The 20,408-nt window shown below is 33.4% G+C and carries 17 protein-coding genes; 2 read left to right on the forward strand and 15 right to left on the reverse strand.

The annotated features are described in order from the left end of the window. The first annotated feature begins 115 nt into the window (after nucleotides 1–115). Nucleotides 116–1,006, forward strand: a complete 891-nt coding sequence (locus M1R53_RS04625; RefSeq protein WP_249242144.1) for a DUF4300 family protein — start codon at nucleotides 116–118, stop codon at nucleotides 1,004–1,006. Between the two features lie 86 nt (nucleotides 1,007–1,092). Here M1R53_RS04625 and rpsD read toward each other — a convergent pair whose 3' ends face one another. Continuing rightward, entirely contained in the window at nucleotides 1,093–1,686 is a 594-nt protein-coding gene (gene rpsD, locus M1R53_RS04630) for a 30S ribosomal protein S4 (RefSeq protein ID WP_070599965.1), read from the reverse strand. 175 nt (nucleotides 1,687–1,861) lie between these two features. On the opposite strand from rpsD, the gene M1R53_RS04635 reads away from it, so the two are divergent. Continuing rightward, a complete protein-coding gene (locus M1R53_RS04635) occupies nucleotides 1,862–3,556 on the forward strand; it encodes a M3 family metallopeptidase (RefSeq protein ID WP_249242145.1) in 1,695 nt (564 codons plus the stop codon). A 31-nt stretch (nucleotides 3,557–3,587) separates the two neighbouring features. Here the strand turns inward: M1R53_RS04635 and M1R53_RS04640 are convergent, their stop codons facing one another. The 14 genes from M1R53_RS04640 to M1R53_RS04705 form a co-directional block, all read right to left on the reverse strand. After that, nucleotides 3,588–4,751, reverse strand: coding sequence for a MalY/PatB family protein (locus M1R53_RS04640; protein ID WP_249242146.1), 1,164 nt, complete (start codon nucleotides 4,749–4,751; stop codon nucleotides 3,588–3,590). A 17-nt stretch (nucleotides 4,752–4,768) separates the two neighbouring features. Beyond that, entirely contained in the window at nucleotides 4,769–5,617 is an 849-nt protein-coding gene (locus M1R53_RS04645; protein WP_249242147.1) for a YitT family protein, read from the reverse strand. A 64-nt stretch (nucleotides 5,618–5,681) separates the two neighbouring features. Beyond that, complete coding sequence (gene gcvPB / locus M1R53_RS04650; protein WP_019213658.1) at nucleotides 5,682–7,148, reverse strand: aminomethyl-transferring glycine dehydrogenase subunit GcvPB; 1,467 nt, start codon at nucleotides 7,146–7,148, stop codon at nucleotides 5,682–5,684. Beyond that, nucleotides 7,142–8,494, reverse strand: coding sequence for an aminomethyl-transferring glycine dehydrogenase subunit GcvPA (gcvPA, locus tag M1R53_RS04655; RefSeq protein WP_249242148.1), 1,353 nt, complete (start codon nucleotides 8,492–8,494; stop codon nucleotides 7,142–7,144). The genes gcvPB and gcvPA overlap by 7 nt, the downstream gene beginning before the upstream one ends. A gap of 1 nt (nucleotide 8,495) precedes the next feature. Next, entirely contained in the window at nucleotides 8,496–8,876 is a 381-nt protein-coding gene (gene gcvH / locus M1R53_RS04660) for a glycine cleavage system protein GcvH (protein ID WP_019213660.1), read from the reverse strand. 26 nt (nucleotides 8,877–8,902) lie between these two features. Beyond that, nucleotides 8,903–10,003: a glycine cleavage system aminomethyltransferase GcvT gene (gene gcvT / locus M1R53_RS04665; RefSeq protein ID WP_019213661.1), complete on the reverse strand. Its 1,101-nt coding sequence runs from the start codon at nucleotides 10,001–10,003 to the stop codon at nucleotides 8,903–8,905. Between the two features lie 432 nt (nucleotides 10,004–10,435). Beyond that, nucleotides 10,436–10,825, reverse strand: a complete 390-nt coding sequence (gene rpsI, locus M1R53_RS04670) for a 30S ribosomal protein S9 (protein WP_019213663.1) — start codon at nucleotides 10,823–10,825, stop codon at nucleotides 10,436–10,438. Between the two features lie 16 nt (nucleotides 10,826–10,841). Next, on the reverse strand, nucleotides 10,842–11,270 hold the full coding sequence (rplM, locus tag M1R53_RS04675) for a 50S ribosomal protein L13 (protein WP_019213664.1): 429 nt from the start codon (nucleotides 11,268–11,270) through the stop codon (nucleotides 10,842–10,844). 113 nt (nucleotides 11,271–11,383) lie between these two features. Next, entirely contained in the window at nucleotides 11,384–13,177 is a 1,794-nt protein-coding gene (gene pepF / locus M1R53_RS04680; protein WP_249242149.1) for an oligoendopeptidase F, read from the reverse strand. Nucleotides 13,178–13,189: 12 nt separating this feature from the next. Further along, entirely contained in the window at nucleotides 13,190–13,633 is a 444-nt protein-coding gene (gene mscL / locus M1R53_RS04685) for a large conductance mechanosensitive channel protein MscL (protein WP_249242150.1), read from the reverse strand. Between the two features lie 26 nt (nucleotides 13,634–13,659). Beyond that, nucleotides 13,660–14,103: a deoxycytidylate deaminase gene (locus M1R53_RS04690; RefSeq protein WP_249242151.1), complete on the reverse strand. Its 444-nt coding sequence runs from the start codon at nucleotides 14,101–14,103 to the stop codon at nucleotides 13,660–13,662. After that, a complete protein-coding gene (gene pyk, locus M1R53_RS04695) occupies nucleotides 14,103–15,869 on the reverse strand; it encodes a pyruvate kinase (RefSeq protein ID WP_249242152.1) in 1,767 nt (588 codons plus the stop codon). Before pyk ends, M1R53_RS04690 begins: the two co-directional genes overlap by 1 nt. Before the next feature lie 8 nt (nucleotides 15,870–15,877). Further along, nucleotides 15,878–16,837, reverse strand: a complete 960-nt coding sequence (pfkA, locus tag M1R53_RS04700) for a 6-phosphofructokinase (protein ID WP_249242153.1) — start codon at nucleotides 16,835–16,837, stop codon at nucleotides 15,878–15,880. Between the two features lie 8 nt (nucleotides 16,838–16,845). Next, entirely contained in the window at nucleotides 16,846–20,298 is a 3,453-nt protein-coding gene (locus M1R53_RS04705) for a DNA polymerase III subunit alpha (protein ID WP_249242154.1), read from the reverse strand. Nucleotides 20,299–20,408: the final 110 nt, after the last annotated feature.

Genomic DNA, 20,408 nt, shown 5'->3' on the forward strand with positions numbered 1-20,408 from the left:
GAGCTTTTTAAATATTTATGTAAATATAATAATATAAAAACTGTTACTAATTTGTAAAGCTTAACTAATTGACAATTAAATTTTAGTGAACTATAATTTTACATGAGGTGATTATATGAAAAATATATTAAAAATACTATTAACTATGTCTATGGTGCTTATACTTGTATCATGCTCACCTAAGACTAATGATGCTAATCAAGAGACAGCTCCTAATGATAAGCAAAGTGTGGAGCCAAGCGATAAAGACGACGATACTATTATGTATACTAATCTTTCAAGTAATGAAACTAAAGAGGAGTTAAAAAAGGCACTTATTGATAAAGGTCTTAATGAAGGTGATGTAGATTCATTTATGAGTAATCTTGATACTTATAATGAAAGTGCTGACGCGAATGAACTAGCACCTGGCTTTAATAAATATAGTGACGATGTAGCTTATAATAATAGCATGGATAAATTTACTGAAAAGAATCCGGATTTTCTAGGTATAAACTGCAGAATAACCACATTTTCACTTATGAAAAACAGCATGGATATAAGTAAAGAGCTTGAAGATAAGTCCTCAGTTTTAGATTTTGATAAAAAAGCAATTAGTGATAAGTCGCTATTAAGCGAAGCTGAGATGAAAAAATTCATTACTTACTATGCTCCAATCAATGTTAAGGACGAAAACGCAAATTATGAAGATTTAATTACTAAAGAATTTAGTGAAAGAGGCATTAAATTTAATAACGATATGGTAAAAGTTATTTCTGTCTACTTAAATTCAAAAGACGAAATCGATGGCAACATACTCTTTATTGGCCACACTGGTCTAATGTATGAAGATCAAGGCAAATTCTATTTCTTAGAAAAATTAAGTTTTCAAGAGCCATATCAGCTGTTAAAATTTAATTCAAAAAAAGAAATTTACGACTACTTAATGAAGAAATATAATCAAGACATGGGTGAAGGCACTCATGAGGCTATAGTTACAGAAAACGATAAAGTATTCACATACTAAAAAAGACGGACTAATCCGCCTTTTCTAAAATAAAATAAGTATTTACAATGAAAAAGCTCTCAGTACATGTACTGAGAGCTAATTTATTAATGAGAATAATATTCTACTACGTAAACGTCTTCGATTTCTATTGGAATTTCTTCTCTTTCTGGTAGTCTAGATAAAACTGCTTCAAATTTATCAACATCTTTTTCAATGTAAGGATATGAGTTTCCAACAACTGTTTGGAAGTTTTCCTTGAACATTTCATTTGATCTTGATTTTTCTTTTAAGCTGATCTTTTGGCCAACTTGTAATTGATAAGCTGGTTTGTCAACTCTCTTACCATCAACAAGGATGTGTCCGTGAACAACCATTTGTCTTGCTTGTCTGATTGATTGAGCAAATCCTGCTCTAAGAACAAATGCATCTAATCTTGTTTCTAGTAATTTGATAAGAGCGTGACCTGTTTGATCCTTAGATTTCTTAGCCTTTAAGAATGCCTTCTTTAATTGAACTTCTGGCACTCCGTAGTAAGCTCTTAATCTTTGTTTTTCTAGTAATTGAAGTCCGTAGTTAGATAATTTCTTATCTGAACGTGCAGCTCCCTTTTTCATACCTTTTGTAGCTTTCGCTAATCCATAGACATTTAAGCCTAATCTTCTGACCGTTCTTACTCTTGGTCCGTTTAAACTTGACATTAAAACACCTCTAAAAATATATTTGCCGCGGTATATTTTTAACATTCATAGTTTATCACAAATGTTTTAGCTTGTCAACTACTTTTTTAATTTTTTATGTAAATATTCATATTTCATTGAAAAAGTACAAATAATGATATATAATTATTTATATCATATAAAAAGGATGAAAAATATGAAATTTGATGAAATTAAAAAACTTTATAAAAGAATAGATATAATTAGTGAAGCAAATCTAATTAATTTTTATGCTAATCGCCTCGCTAGAACTAAAAGTTTTGATGAAAAAAACTCTATAATCAGAGAGGTTGATATTATTAAAAGACGATACGATAGCTTCTATGAATACGTATTTATCAGGTTTGCACAGGATAGCAGCGATAAGTTTTTTAATGGTGAGTTCAAATACATTGAGGACAATGAAGATGAATTTAAAAAAGCATGCGTAAAATTTGCTCAAACCTTGCTTGATGACGATGACTTAGATAAACTTAAAAAAAGATGGGGCAAATATTTCTTTGATAAGCTTGAAATAAAGCAAAACTTATTTTATAAGGATGTAATCGGTTTAAACATAAATGAAAATAAGATATTGAAAGAGATTAGCGATCGTAGAAATGCTATATCAATTTCTATTGATAATGAAATTGTTACTAGCAGAAACCTAATTACTCATCTTACATCACCAGACAGAGAAAAAAGGAAAAAAGTTGCCCTTGCTATGAATAAAAATAATGTCAAGAGCAAAGACTTTTATGCGGAAAAATATAGAGACCTTGTTGTCATTAGACACAAGATAGCTAAAAGACTTGGTTTTGATGGCTATCTTGACTTTTCAGATAAAGACAGATGCAGGATTGATTACGACCACAACGATATTATTAATTTTAGAAATTCGATTAAAAAGCATCTTGCAAGTAATATGCATATAATTACGGATATACAAAAGAAAAAACTTGGCGTAGATAGTTTATATACTTATGATATGAGGGTCTACTTTAAAGAACACAATACAATCCCAATAAAAGATCCATATCTACTGTTAAAGAAAATATCTGAAAATTTAAAAAATGACAGTCCTTTCTTATCAAAGGTAATTGATAAAATGTTTAATGATAATTCACTTGATTTAAATCCGAGGAAAGACAAGGCAAAAATTACTTTTGCTTCTTATCTGCATAACTTTGATACTTCTTTTATATTTACTAATTATGAGGCTAATCACTCAGAATTCAATAAATTTATCACTTGCCTAAGCTATGCCCTTCTAAACTATCAAAGTTCTTATAATGAAATCATAGAATATACAAGTCCTGAGGATGACATCATTCGTGCATATACAACAGCTTTTTCATTTATTGTGATGAATTTTATTAATGAACTTTTTCTTAATGATGCAAAGAAATATGCTACAGCTTATAAAATCAAAGTTTTATATGATATTCTCTTCTATTGCTTAATTAGTGAATTTGAAGAGAGCCTTTATCTTGATATAAAAACTGATATTGATGAGAGATATGAAATATTTAGAAAACTTCATGCCGAGTACTTCCCTTTTATCTCGGTTGATAAAAATGAGTTTGATGTTGGTATGTGGTGGCTCAACTACAATAACTTGTTTAATACACCAATGCTTTCAATTAACTATGCTATAGGCGATATTAGTGGACTTGATTTTTGTAATAATTTTTTAGATGACAAAAAAGATGCATTTAAAAAGATGAACACGCTTATGGATAACGCAAGCAAAGAAGACTTTTTGACAAGTATTAAACTAAGTGGACTTAAAAATCCATTCATTGATGATAATGTAAAGGATATCACAATTAAATATATAGAAAATTTAGCTAATGAATACAAAAAAATATAGAGGCTCATACCTCTATATTTTTCTTTTTATATTAATTTAATGCTTTTATCTCTTCAATCGATTTCTTAAAACTACTTACTAAGAAATCAATAATCTCTCTTGGATAAGCTAGATTTATTCTAACTGATTTTTCATCCCCAAACATTGCTCCGTCTGATAAGAATATCTTATTCTTTACAAATATTTCATGCATTTTCTTTGGCTCGCAGTTTAAACCTGATAAATCAATCCAGATTAAATAAGTCCCTTCAGGCTTTTCAAATTTAATTCCATCTATCTTAGAAAATTCTTCCGAGACATAATTTATATTTCTTTCAAGGTACTTAATCATCTCTTTATACCAAGCTCTGCCATCATTATACGCTGCTTTTAATGCGCATAAACCAAATGTATTAACTGCACCCATTAAAGATCTACTAGAAATATCGTTTATCTTTTCTCTAAGCTTGTCATCAGGTATTATTGCATAAGCAGTATTAAGACCTGCTATATTAAATGTTTTTGATGGTGCCATAAATGAAACTACTTTTTCATAATTTTTAAACACTCTCATCATAGGTGTATAAGAATTGCCATTAAAAGTAAAATCTTGATGCATTTCATCGCTTATCACATATAAATTATATTTATAAGCAATTTCAGAAATTTTTTCAAGTTCAGGCTTAGTCCATACTCTTCCAACTGGATTATGAGGATTACATAAAACTATAGCTTTTGCCTCTTTTGCTTTTTCTTCTAAATCTTTGAAGTCTATCTTATATTTACTGTCTTCAAAAATGAGTTTATTTTGGAGTATCTCCATATTTTTTAAATTTGAGAAATTAAAAAATGGTGGATATGCTGGCGTTTGTATGATTATCTTCTCACTATCTTCAATAATGCTTCTGATTACAAGATCTAGTCCTGGAACAGTTCCTGGCGAAAAAACGATCCAATCTTTCTTTATATCAAGTTCATGCATATCCTTTTGCCAATTGATTATGGCTTCATACACATCATCGCTTGGAACAGTATAACTATAGAAGTCTCTGTCAGCTCTTTTTAAGCAAGCAGCTTTAACTTCAGGAGCTGTTGCAAAATTCATATCAGCAATTGTAAATGGTATGACAGTTTCATCATTACCTGCTTCGCGTGAAGTTTCATACTTGGCACACGACAAACCACTTCTGTCGATTACTTCATCAAAATTAAACATAGTACCTCCAAAATTTATTAGTCAGAAATATTCCTCCATCTAAAACCATAAACCTCACTTGCGTTCATAACAACCAAAAAAGAGTTAGGAGCGTTCTTTTCAATAAATCTTTTCAAAAGCAAATAATCTCTTCTTGAGCAAACAGTCATAATAACAGTGCGCTCAATGCCTGTGTATGCGCCTACTGCTTTATAAAGATTTGCTGAGTGATTAAGCTCTTTAACGATGTAGTCCTTAACTAATTCTGGTTTTTCAGTGTTTATGATGATATTTTTAGATGTATTCAAACCATCTATAGTAAAATCTATAATAAGTCCATTCATTATAATACCAAGTAAGGAGTATAGTCCTATCTTCAGTCCGAAAACTATACCTACAAACAATGTAATTACAAGGTCACATAAAAGTACACCCTTGCCTAGATCAAGTCCTGTAAACTTATTTATAATCTTTGATAAGATGTCTGTGCCGCCAATCGAAGCGTATTGATTAAGTATAATTGCCATACCTACAGCTGATACGATAACCGCTATAATCATTTGAAGTAATAAATCATCGATTATAGGTCCATCTAGTGGAACAATTTTTTCTAAAATAAATATAATAAGTGATATGCCTAGTGAAGTAAGCACAGTTTTTACTCCAAACTTATTACCGATGAATAAAAATCCTAAGGCGAATAAAACAATGTTTGTCGCAAATAAAACATAACTCATTGGTAAATGTAATAAATACGATAAGACTATGGCAATGCCTGTTGCTCCTCCTATAGTCATATTAGTTGGAGTTAAAAAGAAATAAACGGCTATGGCAACCATAAAGGCTCCCAAAACTATTAATAAATTAGACTTTAATTTTGCGTTCATATTATACCTTCCTACAAAATTTTATGTATTAGGGGCACTTACACGTGCCCCCATATATTACTTACTATTTTTCTTCTTTTGTATATGTTAAAACTGGTGTTCTAGCTGCCAATGTTTCATCTGGTCTAGATACCATTGTTGTTAATGGTGCATTTAGTAAGTCTTCTGGATTTTCTTTAGCTACTTTAGCAATATCGTTAAGAGCAGCTGCATAAGCATCCAATGTTTCTTTACTTTCTGTTTCAGTAGGTTCAATCATTAATGCTTCATGAACTATAAGTGGGAAGTATACTGTTGGTGGATGGAATCCTCTGTCGATTAGTCCCTTAGCAACATCAAGTGTTGTTACACCTGTTTCAGTATTCTTAAGTCCGCCTAAAACAAATTCATGCATACAAATTGTATCGTATGGAACATTGTAGTTTTCTTTTAATTGGCTTAATAGATAGTTTGCGTTTAAAACAGCGTTTGTTGATGCTTTTCTTAAGCCATCTGAACCCATTGTTAAGATATAAGTGTAAGCTCTTACTAGGATAGCAAAGTGTCCGTAGAAGTCCTTAACCTTACCTATACTTTGTGGTCTGTCATAATCTAAGAAGTATTTATCACCGTTCTTAGCTATAACTGGCTTAGGTAAGAATGGAAGTAATTCTTTCTTGCAACCAACTGGTCCACCGCCTGGTCCTCCACCGCCGTGTGGTGTAGAGAATGTTTTGTGAACGTTGTAGTGAACAACGTCAAATCCCATGTCTCCAGGTCTTGAGTGACCCATAACTGCGTTCATGTTAGCGCCATCGTAGTATAATAGACCGCCTTTTCTATGAACTATCTCAGCTATCTTTTCAATATTTTTATCAAATAAACCTAATGTGTTTGGATTTGTAAGCATTAGACCAGCAACTTCTTCAGTCATAGCTGCTTCTAGTGCTTCAAGGTCAACTAAACCATTTTCATCTGATTTAATTTCTATAGGAGTAAATCCGCCCATAGAGCAAGTTGCAGGGTTTGTACCATGAGCAGAGTCAGGAATAATCATCTTATTTCTGTTCATATCTCCTCTTGCTTCATGATATGCTCTAATTAGAAGAACACCTGTTAACTCTCCGTGAGCACCAGCTGCTGGTTGAAGAGTTGCTCCGTCCATGCCTGAGATTTCAGCTAAATCGTTAGCAAGGTCATACATTAATTTTAAAGCGCCTTGTGTGCATCCGTCTCCTTGGTATGGATGAAGATCTCTAAAGCCTTCAAGTCCAGCCATTTCTTCGTTTATCTTAGGGTTATACTTCATTGTACATGATCCAAGTGGGTACATGCCAGTATCAAGTCCGTAGTTTTTCATTGAAAGATTTGTATAGTGTCTTACTACGTCAACCTCAGATAATTCAGGTAAATCAAGTTCTTCATTATTTAAATAATCACTTGGAATTACGCTATCTAATTTTAAATCATCAACGTCAAGATCTGGTAAATTGTATCCAGTTCTACCGGGTCTTGAAATTTCAAATATTATTTTGTCATATCTATCTAACATTCAACACCCTCCAATACCTTAACTAATTTATCCATTTCTTCTTTTGTTCTCTTTTCAGTAACAGCAAGCATAAATGTGTTCTTGTATTCATCTCCGTAGAACCAAGAAAGCTTAAATGCATCCATGAAACCGTTAGCTTTAAGAGCTTCATTAATCTTATCTACACAAATATCGCTAGTAATAACGAATTCTTTGTAGAATGGTTTATTGTATAATAATTTAAATTTACCAGATTTGCAAAGTTCTTTTTGTAGATAATGAGCTTTTTTAGCGCATTGTTCAGAAACTTCTCTTAAGCCCTTCTTGCCCATAAGTGCCATGTAAATTGTTGCGCAAAGTACGTTTAAGCCTTGGTTTGAGCAGATGTTTGAAGTAGCTTTATCTCTTCTGATATGTTGTTCTCTAGCTGTTAATGTTAGTACCCAGGATCTCTTACCATTTCTATCTACTGTTTGACCAGCGATTCTGCCTGGTAATTTTCTCATAAACTTATCAGTTGATGAGATAAATCCTAAGTATGGTCCACCATAAGATAGTGGTATACCAAAGGCCTGCGCTTCACCAACAACGATGTCTGCGCCGTAGTCGCCAGGTCTTTGAAGTATACCTAGTGAGTTAGTGTCAACGTCAGCGATGAAGTATGTTTTCTTGTACTCATGAGTTAAGTCGCAAGCAGCCTTCATATCTTCGATAACACCGAAGAAGTTTGGATTTTGCATGATTACACATGCAGCATCATCACTTAGTTTATTCTTAAGATCGTCTAAATCAGTAGCGCCGTCTTTAATATCAATTTCAACTACTTCTATGTTATGGCTGTGTGTATATGTGTCTAAGACCATTCTAGCTGATGGGCTTAGTGCTTTTGATACTATAACTTGTTTCTTACGAGTTGTATTGCAGCACATAAGAGCTGATTCAACAACACCATTAGAATTGTCATATAGTGAAGCGTTTGTAATAGGTAGTCCTACTAAATTACTCATCATTGTTTGGAACTCAAATATCATTTGAAGAGTTCCTTGAGATACTTCTGGTTGATATGGTGTATATGAAGTGTAGAATTCACTTCTTGAAGCTATAGCTCCAATTACTGAAGGAATGTAATGGTCATATGCTCCTGCTCCTAAGAAACAAACTTTCTTATTTGTTGAGCAGTTCATATCTGCAAGTTCAGTCATGATCTTTCTAACTTCTAATTCTGATTTGTGTTTAGGTAGATTTAATTCACCTTTAAATCTAACACTTTCAGGAATACAGTCAAATAAATCTTCTTCAGACTTTACACCTATCTTGTCAAGCATCTCTTTTACATTTTCGGGAGTTTGACTAAGATATGGATACATATTAGTCCTCCTTAGCGAATTCAGCGTATTTTTCGTCGTCCATTAAATCGTCTAATTCAGATGGATCGCTCATTTCAATCTTGAATATCCAAGCATCATAAGGTCCTTCGTTGATTAGAGCTGGCTCATCATCAAGAGCTTCGTTAACTTCAACGATCTTTCCGCTAGCTGCTGTGAAAACTTCTGAAGCTGCTTTAACAGATTCAACTGATGCTACTGCGTCTCCTTTTGAAAATTCATCATCAATTTCAGGTAGTTCAACATAAACTATGTCGCCTAAGTTGTGTTGTGCATAGTCAGCTAAACCAACAGTAGCAACGTTTCCGTCAACCTTAACCCATTCATGATCTTCTGTGTAAAGTAATCCTTTTTTAATTTCCATAATAATTTCCTCCTGTGATTTTATATTTATTTTTTAACTTCTTTTAAGAATTTTCTGCTAATTTGTTTAGCTTTTTGAGCTTTTCCTCTGATGATAACATCAAATTCTGCGCCCATTTCCTTATAAGATGCATCGATTAAAGCGTTACCGATCTTTTTACCAAGTGTTGGTGATAGATATCCAGTTGTAACGTAGCCAATCTTCTTGCCATCTTTTTCAATTTCATATCCTTCTCTTGGTATAGCTTTGTCAATCATTTCAAAGCCAACAAGTATTCTCTTGTTATCAGCTTTGATCTTCTTAAGAGCTTCTTTACCAATAAAGTCAGCTTCTTGATCAAGTTTTACAAAGAAGTTTAATCCTCCTTCTACTGGTGAAACATCTTGTGATATTTCATGACCGTATAATGGTAGCATTGCTTCGAATCTAAGTGTATCTCTACATCCTAGTCCGCATGGTTCGATTCCGAACTCTTCGCCAGCTTTTAATACTTCCTTGTAAAGATGTACTATTGAATCATTGTCAGTGTAAATTTCAAATCCGTCTTCGCCAGTATAACCTGTTCTTGAAATTAATACTTTTTTACCAGCTAGCTCAAATCCATCAACAAAGTGGAAGAACTTTATTGTGTCTAAATCTACATCTGTTAATTTTTGTACAGCTTTTTGCGCAAGTGGTCCTTGAACAGCTATTTGAGATGTTTGATCTGAAACGTTTTCAACCTTAACATCAAAGTTTTTAGCTTGTTTTGTAATCCATTCAAAGTCTTTTTCAACGTTTGCTGCGTTGATTACTAAGAAGAACTTTTCTTGGTTATATCTGTAAACTAGTAAGTCGTCTACAGCACCACCATTGTCGTAACACATAATGTTGTATTGTACTTGACCATCTTCAATAGCGTGTAAGTCATTAGTAATTAGATGATTTACAAAATCAAATGCATCCTTACCTGTAACCCAAACTTCACCCATGTGAGATACATCAAATACCCCAAGTTTTTGTCTTACGGCATTGTGTTCTTCGATTAAACCTGCGTATTGAACTGGTAGTAACCAGCCAGCATAATTTACGATTTTGCCACCTAGTCTTACGTGTTCATCGTATAAAGCAGTTTTTTTGCCTTCCATTTTTTATCCTCCTTAATCTACTATTATAACATACAATATTTTTATTATTACAAGGAATATTACGTCTCATGCTAAAGCTAAGAACATAATATAAGGCCTCCATGTAAAACAATATTGTTAATTATTGAAACTAATGAAGATATCTCCTAAAAAACACTTTACTTTGTTCTCTAGACAAACCTTCATCATTATTATACCATATAAATTTAATTTTTACCATTATTTTCAAATTTTCTTTATTTATTTTCAAAAAATTTTAATTATTTCTAAATAAACACAAAAATATTATAATTTTAAAAAGTTTTGATTAAATAATTAGTAATTTAGATAAAATATTTATAGTATCTAGTTCAATTTTTTATTTAAATTTAAGTAGACGCACATAAAAAGACCTTGCATTTGCAAGGTCTTTCGTAATATATAGTAATAAAACTATCTCTTTGAGAATTGTGAACTCTTTCTAGCTTTCTTGAATCCGTATTTCTTTCTTTCTTTCATGCGTGGATCTCTAGTTAAGAATCCTGCTTTCTTTAAGATTGATCTGTATTCCGGATCAACTTCAAGTAAAGCTCTTGATAAGCCGTGTCTTATAGCTCCAGCTTGTCCTGTAAATCCGCCACCGTTTACTAAAACGTATACATCAAATTTACCAAGTGTATCAGTTAAGTTAAGAGGTTCACGAACAATGTTTTTTAACAATTCTTCTTTTAAATATTGATCAATATCTCTGTGGTTGATAGTAAATTTACCATCTCCAGGCACTAATCTTACTCTTGCTACTGAAGATTTTCTTCTGCCTGTTCCTTGAATAAGTTTTTCCATCTATTCGTCCTCCTTCCTAAAAATCATACTTTTCTGGCTTTTGAGCTTCGTGGTTATGTTCTGGGCCAGCATATACTTTTAATTTTCTAAACATTTGTCTTCCCAATCTGTTTTTTGGAAGCATACCTTTAACAGCTAATCTGATAGCCATCTCTGGATTGTTTTGCATCATATCTTGGTAACTGATTTCTCTAAGTCCTCCAGGATAACCTGTGTGATAATAGTGTTTCTTTTGTATTAATTTCTTTCCTGTTAATTTCACCTTATCAGCGTTTACGATGATAACGAAATCACCTGTGTCTACGTGTGGTGTAAAAGTTGCTTTGTGTTTTCCTCTTAAGATCTTAGCAACTTCGCTTGCTAGTCTACCTAGGACTTTGCCTTCAGCGTCTATAAGTAACCATTTTCTCTCAATATTTTGAGCATTGGCCATAAATGAACTCATTTTCTTCCTCCTTTAAAAACATTGTTTTTAAAAAAGTTTCCGGGTCTTTTTTAAAACACTAACAAGTATTTTAATACAAATTTATATAATTGTCAAGTATTTTCATTGATTTTTTATAAATTTTTACTTAATTCTTCAATTTTATCAACTATTGATGAAATATATTCTATAGTCTTCTTTAGTGAGTCTATATTTGTTATATCTACGCCTGATAGTTTTGCCCACTCAACCGGATTGTATAAACCGCCTTGTCTTATTGCGTTTAACCAGTCTTTAACAGCTTTCTCGTCGCCTTCAAGTATTTTTCTTGAAACATTTGTAGCTATCGATAAGCCGGCTGAGTATGTGTATGAATAAAGTCCTGAGTAGTAGTGTGGCTGTCTCATCCAAGTCATTTCACAGCCTTCATTTAATTCGACTTCACCTTGCCAGAACTCTTCAAGTGTTTCCTTAAATAATCTATTTAGTGTATCTGCATCTAAATTTTGTCCCTCATCAACTAAATTATATGCCTTTCTTTGGAAATATGCTTCTAAGAAGTGTGTAACAAAATTATGATAATATGTTTTAGCAATGATTGAGAAATAAATCCATCTAAGCATTCTTGGATCTTCAGTCTTTTTCATAAGGTAATTTGCAAGCATCATCTCATTCATTGTCGATGGTGACTCTGCATAGAACATAGCTGTGTTAGCATCAAAGTATGATTGATACTTTTGTGATAACATAAAGTTTCCAGCATGACCAAGCTCATGAATCATAGTAAATACGCTGTCCATCTTGCCTGTCCATGTCATTAGTATATATGATGGGAAACCAGCTGGTGTTGCGCAGTACGCTCCAGTGTATTTACCTTTGTTTTCAACGTAGTCGATATTTTTGCCTTCTAAAACTTTTTTGATTTGTTCTAGATATTCATCACCCAATACATTTAATGCGCTATAGATATAATCTTTTGCTCCATCAAGTGTTATCTCTGGATCAAATTCTGGATCTATATTTGCTTTTAAATCATAATAATTTATCTTTTCTAGTCCTAGTCCTTCTTTTAAAGTTCTTGCAAACTTTCTCATAACTGGTGAAAGCTCTTTCATAATTGTGTCAAGATGATTTTCATAAATATCTCTAGGAACTTCTTGATTAGCAAGTAAATAATCTGTTACGCTCTCGTAGCCTCTTAGCTTTGAGATGATTTTATCTTTTTGCATGTTTAAGTTAAATGCTGCAGCTGTGCTATTGACAGTTTTTGATAAATCTTTATAGAAGTGCTTGAATGATTCTCTTCTTAAGTCTTTATCTTCATCGTATTCATATTTTTCTTCAAATAAAGCGTATGAGTTATTATATTTTTTGCCATTGACCTCAAACGGTTCAAATGTCAAGTCTTGAAGCTTGATTGTGTTATACAATTGCTCTGGAGCCATTGTTAATGGTGTAAAAGCTTGTATAACTTTTTCTTCCGCATCGCTTAAATAAGTTTTCTTCTTTAATATAACGCTATGGAAATATGCTTTTAATCCATCTACCTTCTCTAGCTTTTCAAGCATTGGAATATCAAGCTTTGCTATCTCAAGTTCTACGAACAATGTGTTTTCATCTAGTTTATTATACATGTTTAGTAGCTCGTAAAAGAACGCTAACTCAGATGAATTTGTTAAGTCAACGTCTTTATTAAGATATGCATAATCAATAACTAAAGAAAATCTTTCTATTAGTTTTTCATACTCTTTAAAAGCTTTAACTATTGTGTCAAATTCATTTAATTTGCCTTCATAATTTTCTTTTAATTTTAATGATGCTTCTAAAACAGTATCTGCTTCTTTTTTAGCATCTTCCTTTGATTTAAATATAGCTGATGTGTCCCATGTCAGACTCTTATCAACTTCGTTTCTATTTAGTATTGTCATAAATCTCTCCTATTATTTTAATTCTGATGTGCAGTTAGGGCATCTTGTAGCGTTTATGTCTATAGTTGATTTGCAATAAGGGCATTCCTTTGTTGTTGGTGCTGCTTCTGGTTCAGGCTTCTTAGTAAGTGATCTAGCCTTGTTTACAGCCTTAACCATTAAAAATATTACAAAGGCTATAATTAAGAAGTTTATTACTTGTGTAATAAATAAACCGTAATTTAGTGTAGCTGCCCCAGCTTCTTGAGCTTCGGCAAGTGTTGCGTATTTGCCGCCATCTAGTGTAAGGAAATAATTGCTCATGTCTGTGCCACCAAGTATAAGTCCTATAAGTGGCATAATTACGTCATTAACAAGTGAGCTAACAATCTTTCCGAAAGCTCCACCAATGATAACACCTACTGCTAGGTCCATAACATTACCCTTTGAAATGAATTCCTTAAATTCTTTTAACATTTTCTTCTCCCCCTGTTTTAAATTTTTTAATTTATATCCACATTTAATTGAATGTGTTCAATATGATTTTTATCGAGTAGCTCTAGTGCGTACTCATCTACTCTGTATGCATTTGAATAATAAATCTTACTTATTCCTGCTTGTATCAAGGCTTTTGTACAATTTAGGCATGGGAAATGGGTTACATAACACACACAGCCATCGACCTTGATGCCTTCTTTCGCACAATAAAGTAATGCGTTCATCTCAGCATGTATAGTCGCTATGCAGTGACCGTCCCTCATTGTGTGGCCTATTTCAGAGCAATGCGGATTGCCTTTTATGCTGCCGTTGTAACCGCTTGAGACTATTCTGTTATCCTTATTAACTAATAAACAGCCAACGAACGCTCTATCACAGGTAGATCTTTTAGCTATCATATGAGCAATTGACATAAAATACTCTTGCCACGAACTTCTTGTGTCTGCCATTAAATCACTTCCTCTTCATTAAATATTTTTCCTTCGTAAATTTCTCCAGTTGCTGCGTCAATGCTAATTATATCGCCAGTTTTAATACTGTTGATAGCTTCAGATGTGCCAACAACTGTTGCTAGATGATAATTTATGCCAACTATTGCGCCTTGACTAGTTAAACCGCCTTCGACTGTAATTATACCTGATGACTTTTGTATAAATGGTAGCATATCCTTATATACCCCTATCGTTACTATTATATCGCCATCTAAAAAGTTTTTTTCTAAGTCTTTAGCATTTTTTGCAACACATGCTCTTGCACTTATCTTGTGCTTGCCTATGCCCATGCCTTTACACAATATCTTTCCAACTGTCTTTACCATCATAATGTTTGTTGAACCAGTCTTTCCAAGCGGCATACCAGCCGTCAATATGACTAGTTCTCCCTCCTTTACAAATTTTATATTTTTTAATATATTTACAGATTCATAAAATAATTCATCTATGCTTGAAGCAAGTTTTGCTCTGATTGGGTAGACGCCCCACTCGATTGATAATTGTCTTCTGACTTTTTCGTTTGTAGTTGCTGCGATGATTGGTGATTTTGGTTTAAATTTTGAAATGTTTCTTGCTGTAAGCCCTGATGATGTTGCGGCTATAATCACTTTTGCGTTTAAATCATAAGCTGCTTCTCTAGTCGCTTTGGCGATGGAGTTTGTGATATTGATCTCGTGTTCATCGTTTGTGCTATCAACTAAAATTTTATAATCAAGACTATCTTCAATCTTTAAAGCAATTTTTCTCATCATCTTACATGCCTTAACTGGATAAGCACCTGCTGCCGTCTCGCCTGAGAGCATTATCGCGCTCGAACCATCTAAGATAGCGTTGGCAACGTCAGTTACCTCTGCTCTTGTTGGTCTTGGGTTTCTAATCATTGAGTCAAGCATCTGTGTCGCTGTTATAACAAATTTACCTTTAAGATTGCATTTTCTAATTATATCTTTTTGCACTAAAGGTATATCCTCTTCATCAAGTTCAACACCCATATCTCCTCTAGCTACCATTATGCCATCAGATACTTCGATTATTTCGTCAATATTTTGAACGCCTTCTAGATTTTCTATCTTTGAAATTATTTTAATGTCTTCTCCGCCATTGCTCTCAAGAACTTTTCTTATCTCTAATACATCTTTTGCGCTTCTAATAAATGAAGCAGCAATGAAGTCTACATCATTTTCAATACCAAAGATTAAATCCTCTATATCTTTTTCTGTAAGCGTTGGTAAATTTACTTTAACTGAAGGAAGATTAACTCCTTTTCTATCGCTTAGCTCGCCCGAGTTAACAGCCCTCATATAAACATTGTTATCATCGACTGATTTTACAGTGAACTCAACAAGGCCGTCGTCAATAAGTACTCTGTCATTTGCCTTTAAATCCTTGGCAATGTCTTTGTATGTGACAGAAACCTTTGTATCATCGCCATCTATGTCCTCGCTCGTTAAAATAAAATCTTGTCCTTGCTCTATCCTAATCATGCCATCTTTAAAAGTTTTTATCCTAATCTCAGGACCCTTTGTGTCAAGCATAACTCCAATCGGTTCATCTAAGTCATCTCTAAGCTTTTTTATAGTCTCTATCCTTTTTTTATGCTCTTGATGAGTGCCATGTGAAAAATTTAGTCTAGCCACATTCATGCCCTCATTTACAAGTGCTTTTAAGACTTCATAAGTATCAGAGCTTGGTCCAATTGTACAAACTATCTTAGTTTTTTTCATATTTTCTCCTAAATTGATAATATATCAACCATGTTTAATAAATCTTTGTTAAATTCTTTTTTTGCTTCAAGTGCTTCATCTATATCTAATTCTATAATCTTGCCATTTTTATATCCTAAAACTAGTCCTGACTTGCCACTTATTAATAAATTCACAGCATCATAACCAAAGTCACTTGCTAAAATCCTATCTTGAACTGTTGGTACACCGCCTCTTTGAACATAACCAAGAACAGTAACGCGAGTCTCTATGCCTCCCTTTTCTTCGATAATCTTTTCAAGCTCGTAAGCATCAAGTGCTCCTTCAGCTGCAACGATTATATGGTGCTTTTTGCCTCTCTTCTTACCATTTTTGATCTTATTAATAATAGCATCTATATCTAATTTAACTTCTGGTACAACGATTGATTCAGCACCGCCCGCTATACCTGAGTATAGAGCGATATCGCCGCAATTTCTTCCCATTACTTGAAGCACTATTGCCCTGCCATGTGATTCAGATGTGTCTCTTAATTTACTTATAGCAGAAACAGCCGTCTCAACCGCAGTCAAAAAGCCGATAGTGTAGTCAGTATAGCCAAGATCGTTATCTATAGTGCACGGAATGCCTATAACTTTAATGCCTCTTTTAGCTAGTTCCCTAGCTCCTCTAAATGTTCCGTCGCCGCCAAGAACCACTATGGCATCTATTTTAAATTTTTTAATCACATCAAGAGCCTGAGTCATTCCTTCTTCAGTCATAAATTCTTCGCTTCTAGCAGTTCTAAGTATAGTTCCGCCTCTGTGAATGATGTCCGCAACGCTTGATAGTGTCATCGTTTCAATATCGCCCTTAATAAGACCGTTGTATCCTTCTTTTATTGCTAGAACCTTTAAATCGTTATATATAGCAGTTCTCACAACCGATCTTATTACAGCATTCATGCCAGGTGCGTCGCCACCACTTGTTAGTATAGCAATAGTCTTCATTCTTCCTCCTATTTTATAACTATATCATCTTCATCTAAATACATTTTTAAATCTTCGTATAGCTTTTCATTGTCTATGTCAATGGCCGTGCTATCGTTTGATTCAATACTTGATTTTGTCTCTTCAAAGTAGACAACAACCGGATTGTCTCCCTTATATTTCTTTAATATATCTAAAATATTTTTCTTTTCATCTTCGCCTAAATCTTTTTTTATTCTTAAATAAAGAGTTTCTTTTCTTTTTTCAAGTTTTTTCACTCTATCAGCAATGATGTTTATCTCGTCATTGGCACTTATTTGCAGTCTTCCCTTGACTACGACATTTTCCCCTTCTTTAATAAGATTTCTATAATTTTCATAAATTCTTGGGAATATAACTACTCTTATGCTATCATAAAGGTCTTCAAGCTCAATAAATGCCATCATTTGATTGTTTTTAGTAACTTTCTTTGTGACAGATGAAATCATTCCTGCATAAGAAATAAGCATATTATCTCTAAGGTCTGTATCCGTCTCGTCAAGAACTTTTTCCTTCATCTCAATAGAGCTAAAATCACTGTTTGTTCTAAGCTCCTGAGTAAATTCTTCAAGCGGATGACCTGAGAAATATATACCCGTCATCTCTTTTTCTCCATCGAGAAGCATAAATTTCGATAGCTCTGTTGCATAAGGTATTTTGTACCCGACATTTGAAGATGTATCTTCACCAAGGCCGAATAAGCCCATCTGTCCTTGAGCATTGTTCTTTGCATCTTTTTGTATACTCTTTAAAATATAGTCGTATGAACCAAGCATTTGACTTCTATTGAGTCCTAAAGAATCAAGTGCTCCAGCCATAATCAATGACTCAACCGACTTTTTATTCATAGCAGTTTTGTCTACAGCGTTTGTCTTTGTTAAAAAATCTTCAAATGATGTGAAGCCATCAATTTTGCCTCTTGCCTTAAGTATCGAGTCTATAACGTTTGTGCCAACATTTTTAATTGCTGAAAGGCCAAATCTTACGCTATCATCCTCTGTTGTAAATTTTCTAAATGATTTATTTATATCTGGTCTTAAAACTTCTATGCCAAGTCTTTTACACTCTTCAAGATATTTTATAACATCTGTTGTATTGCCCATAACTGAGCTAAGTAGACTTGCCATATATTCTTTTGGATAATAATATTTTAGATAAGCGGTCCTATAGGCAACGACTGAATAAGCAGCTGAGTGAGATTTGTTAAAAGCGTAATTAGCAAAATCAAGCATATAATCAAAAATTTGATTAGCTACGTCTTCTTTAATTCCATTTCTCACAGCGCCTTTGATTATAACCTCATCTCCATCGTCCTTACCATAGATAAAGTTTTTTCTCTCTTGCTCCAAGACCTTCATCTTTTTCTTGCTCATGGCTCTTCTAACTATGTCAGCGCCGCCAAGTGAGTAACCAGCAAGGTTTCTAAATATTCTCATAACCTGCTCTTGATATACTATGCATCCGTATGTCTCTTTCAAAATAGGTTCAAGATGCGGATCAAGATATGTTATCTTCGATGGATCGTGCCTTGACTCAACAAACTTTGGTATAGATTGCATAGGTCCTGGCCTGAATAATGAGTTAGCAGCGATTAGGTCTTCAAACTTTTGCGCTTTAAGCTCTTTTAAGAACCTTCTCATACCTACTGATTCAAATTGAAATACGCCTATGGTCTCTGCGTTTGTAAATAAATTTATTACATTTTCGTCATCGCATTCCATGTGGTCAAAATCAACTTTAGTTGCATAGTTTTTCTCTATCATATCAAGAGCGTCTTGAATCACAGTTAAGTTCCTTAGTCCAAGGAAGTCCATCTTCAAAAATCCTAATTCTTCAAGCTCTGTCATTGTGAATTGAGTTGATATTGATTCTTTATTTTTAACTAGTGGCAAATGATTTGTAATGGTTTCTTCTGTTATTAAAATACCAGCTGCGTGAGTACCTATGTTTCTTGGCAGACCCTCTAATTGCCTTGATATATCGATAATTTTTTTTGCTTCTTCATCTTCATCGTAGGCTTTTTTAAATTCTGGATTTCTCTCTAGTGCTTTGTCGATGGTGATGTCTAGATCCCTTGGAACCATCTTAGCAAGTGTATCTGCCTTATTAAGTGGCACATCTAAAGCTCTAGCAACGTCACGAATAACAGCTCTTGCAGCAAGTGTACCAAAGGTAATTATCTGGCTAACTTTATCTTCTCCATATTTATTAATAACATAGTCAATTACTTCAGATCTTCTCTCGTAACCAAAGTCAACATCTATATCGGGCATGGAAACCCTTTCTGGATTTAGAAATCTTTCAAAAAGTAAATCATACTTTAGTGGGTCAACGTCAACTATGCCTAAAGCGTATGAAACGACGCTTCCTGCAGCCGAGCCTCTTCCTGGTCCAACTGGTATGCCATTTTCTTTAGCATACATGATAAAGTCTCTAACTACTAAGAAGTAGTCAACATAACCCATGGAGTCAATAATTTTAAATTCAGTCTCCATCCTATTTTTAATATCTTCACTTACTTCACCATATCTCTTTACTAAGCCCTCTTCACAAAGTCTGTGTAAGTATTCAGAATGAGTGATGTCCTCATCTATCTCAAAATTTGGCAAATGTTTTTGATGAAATTCAATTTCTATATTGCATCTATCTTTTATAATTTCTGTATTTTTTATCGCCTCAGGAACATAAGAGAATAATTTTTCCATCTCCTCAGGACTTTTTACATAAAACTCTTCGCTTGGAAAGCGCATTCTGTTCTCATCGTCAATTTTAGAAAGAGTTTGTATACATAAAAGCACGTCATGAACCTTGGCGTCCTCTTTTTTTAAGTAATGGCAATCGTTTGTTGCAACTAAGCCAATATTTAATTCCTTTGACAGTTCAATCAAATAATTATTCACATAAGCTTGCTCTTTTATGCCATGATCTTGAAGCTCTAAGAAAAAATTATTTTCTCCAAATATATCTTTATACCTAAGAGCCGCTTTTTTTGCTCCATCCATGTTTTGATCAAGTATCATCTTTTGTACTTCTCCGCCTAAACATGCTGAAAGTGCAATAAGTCCTTCGCTGTGCTCATAAAGATATTTAAAATCAGTTCTCGGCTTATAATAATAGCCATTGATAGAGGCGTCTGAAACTATCTTTATAAGATTTTTGTATCCTTTTTCATTTTCACAAAGAAGTATCAAGTGATAATAAGGTGTTTCCTTGTCTTTAACAAGTTTATCATCACAAACATAGACCTCACAACCAATGATTGGCTTGATGCCTTTTGCCTTTGCTTCTTTATAAAATTTGATTACGCCATACATATTACCATGGTCAGTTATAGCACATGCATCCATACCAAGCTCTTTTACCCTATCAATAAGCTCACTTATCTTGTTAGAGCCGTCAAGCAAGGAGTATTCAGTATGTAAGTGTAAATGCGTAAAACTCATAAAATCACCTCTATTATTTATTATACCATATATTTTATAAATTTAATATTCTTATTCTTGTAATTTTTCTTTCTTTTATGTATAATATTTATTAATTGGGTATATAATAA

It is taken from the genome of Fenollaria massiliensis (assembly GCF_023347705.1).
In the GTDB taxonomy this organism is placed as follows: domain Bacteria; phylum Bacillota; class Clostridia; order Tissierellales; family Peptoniphilaceae; genus Fenollaria; species Fenollaria massiliensis.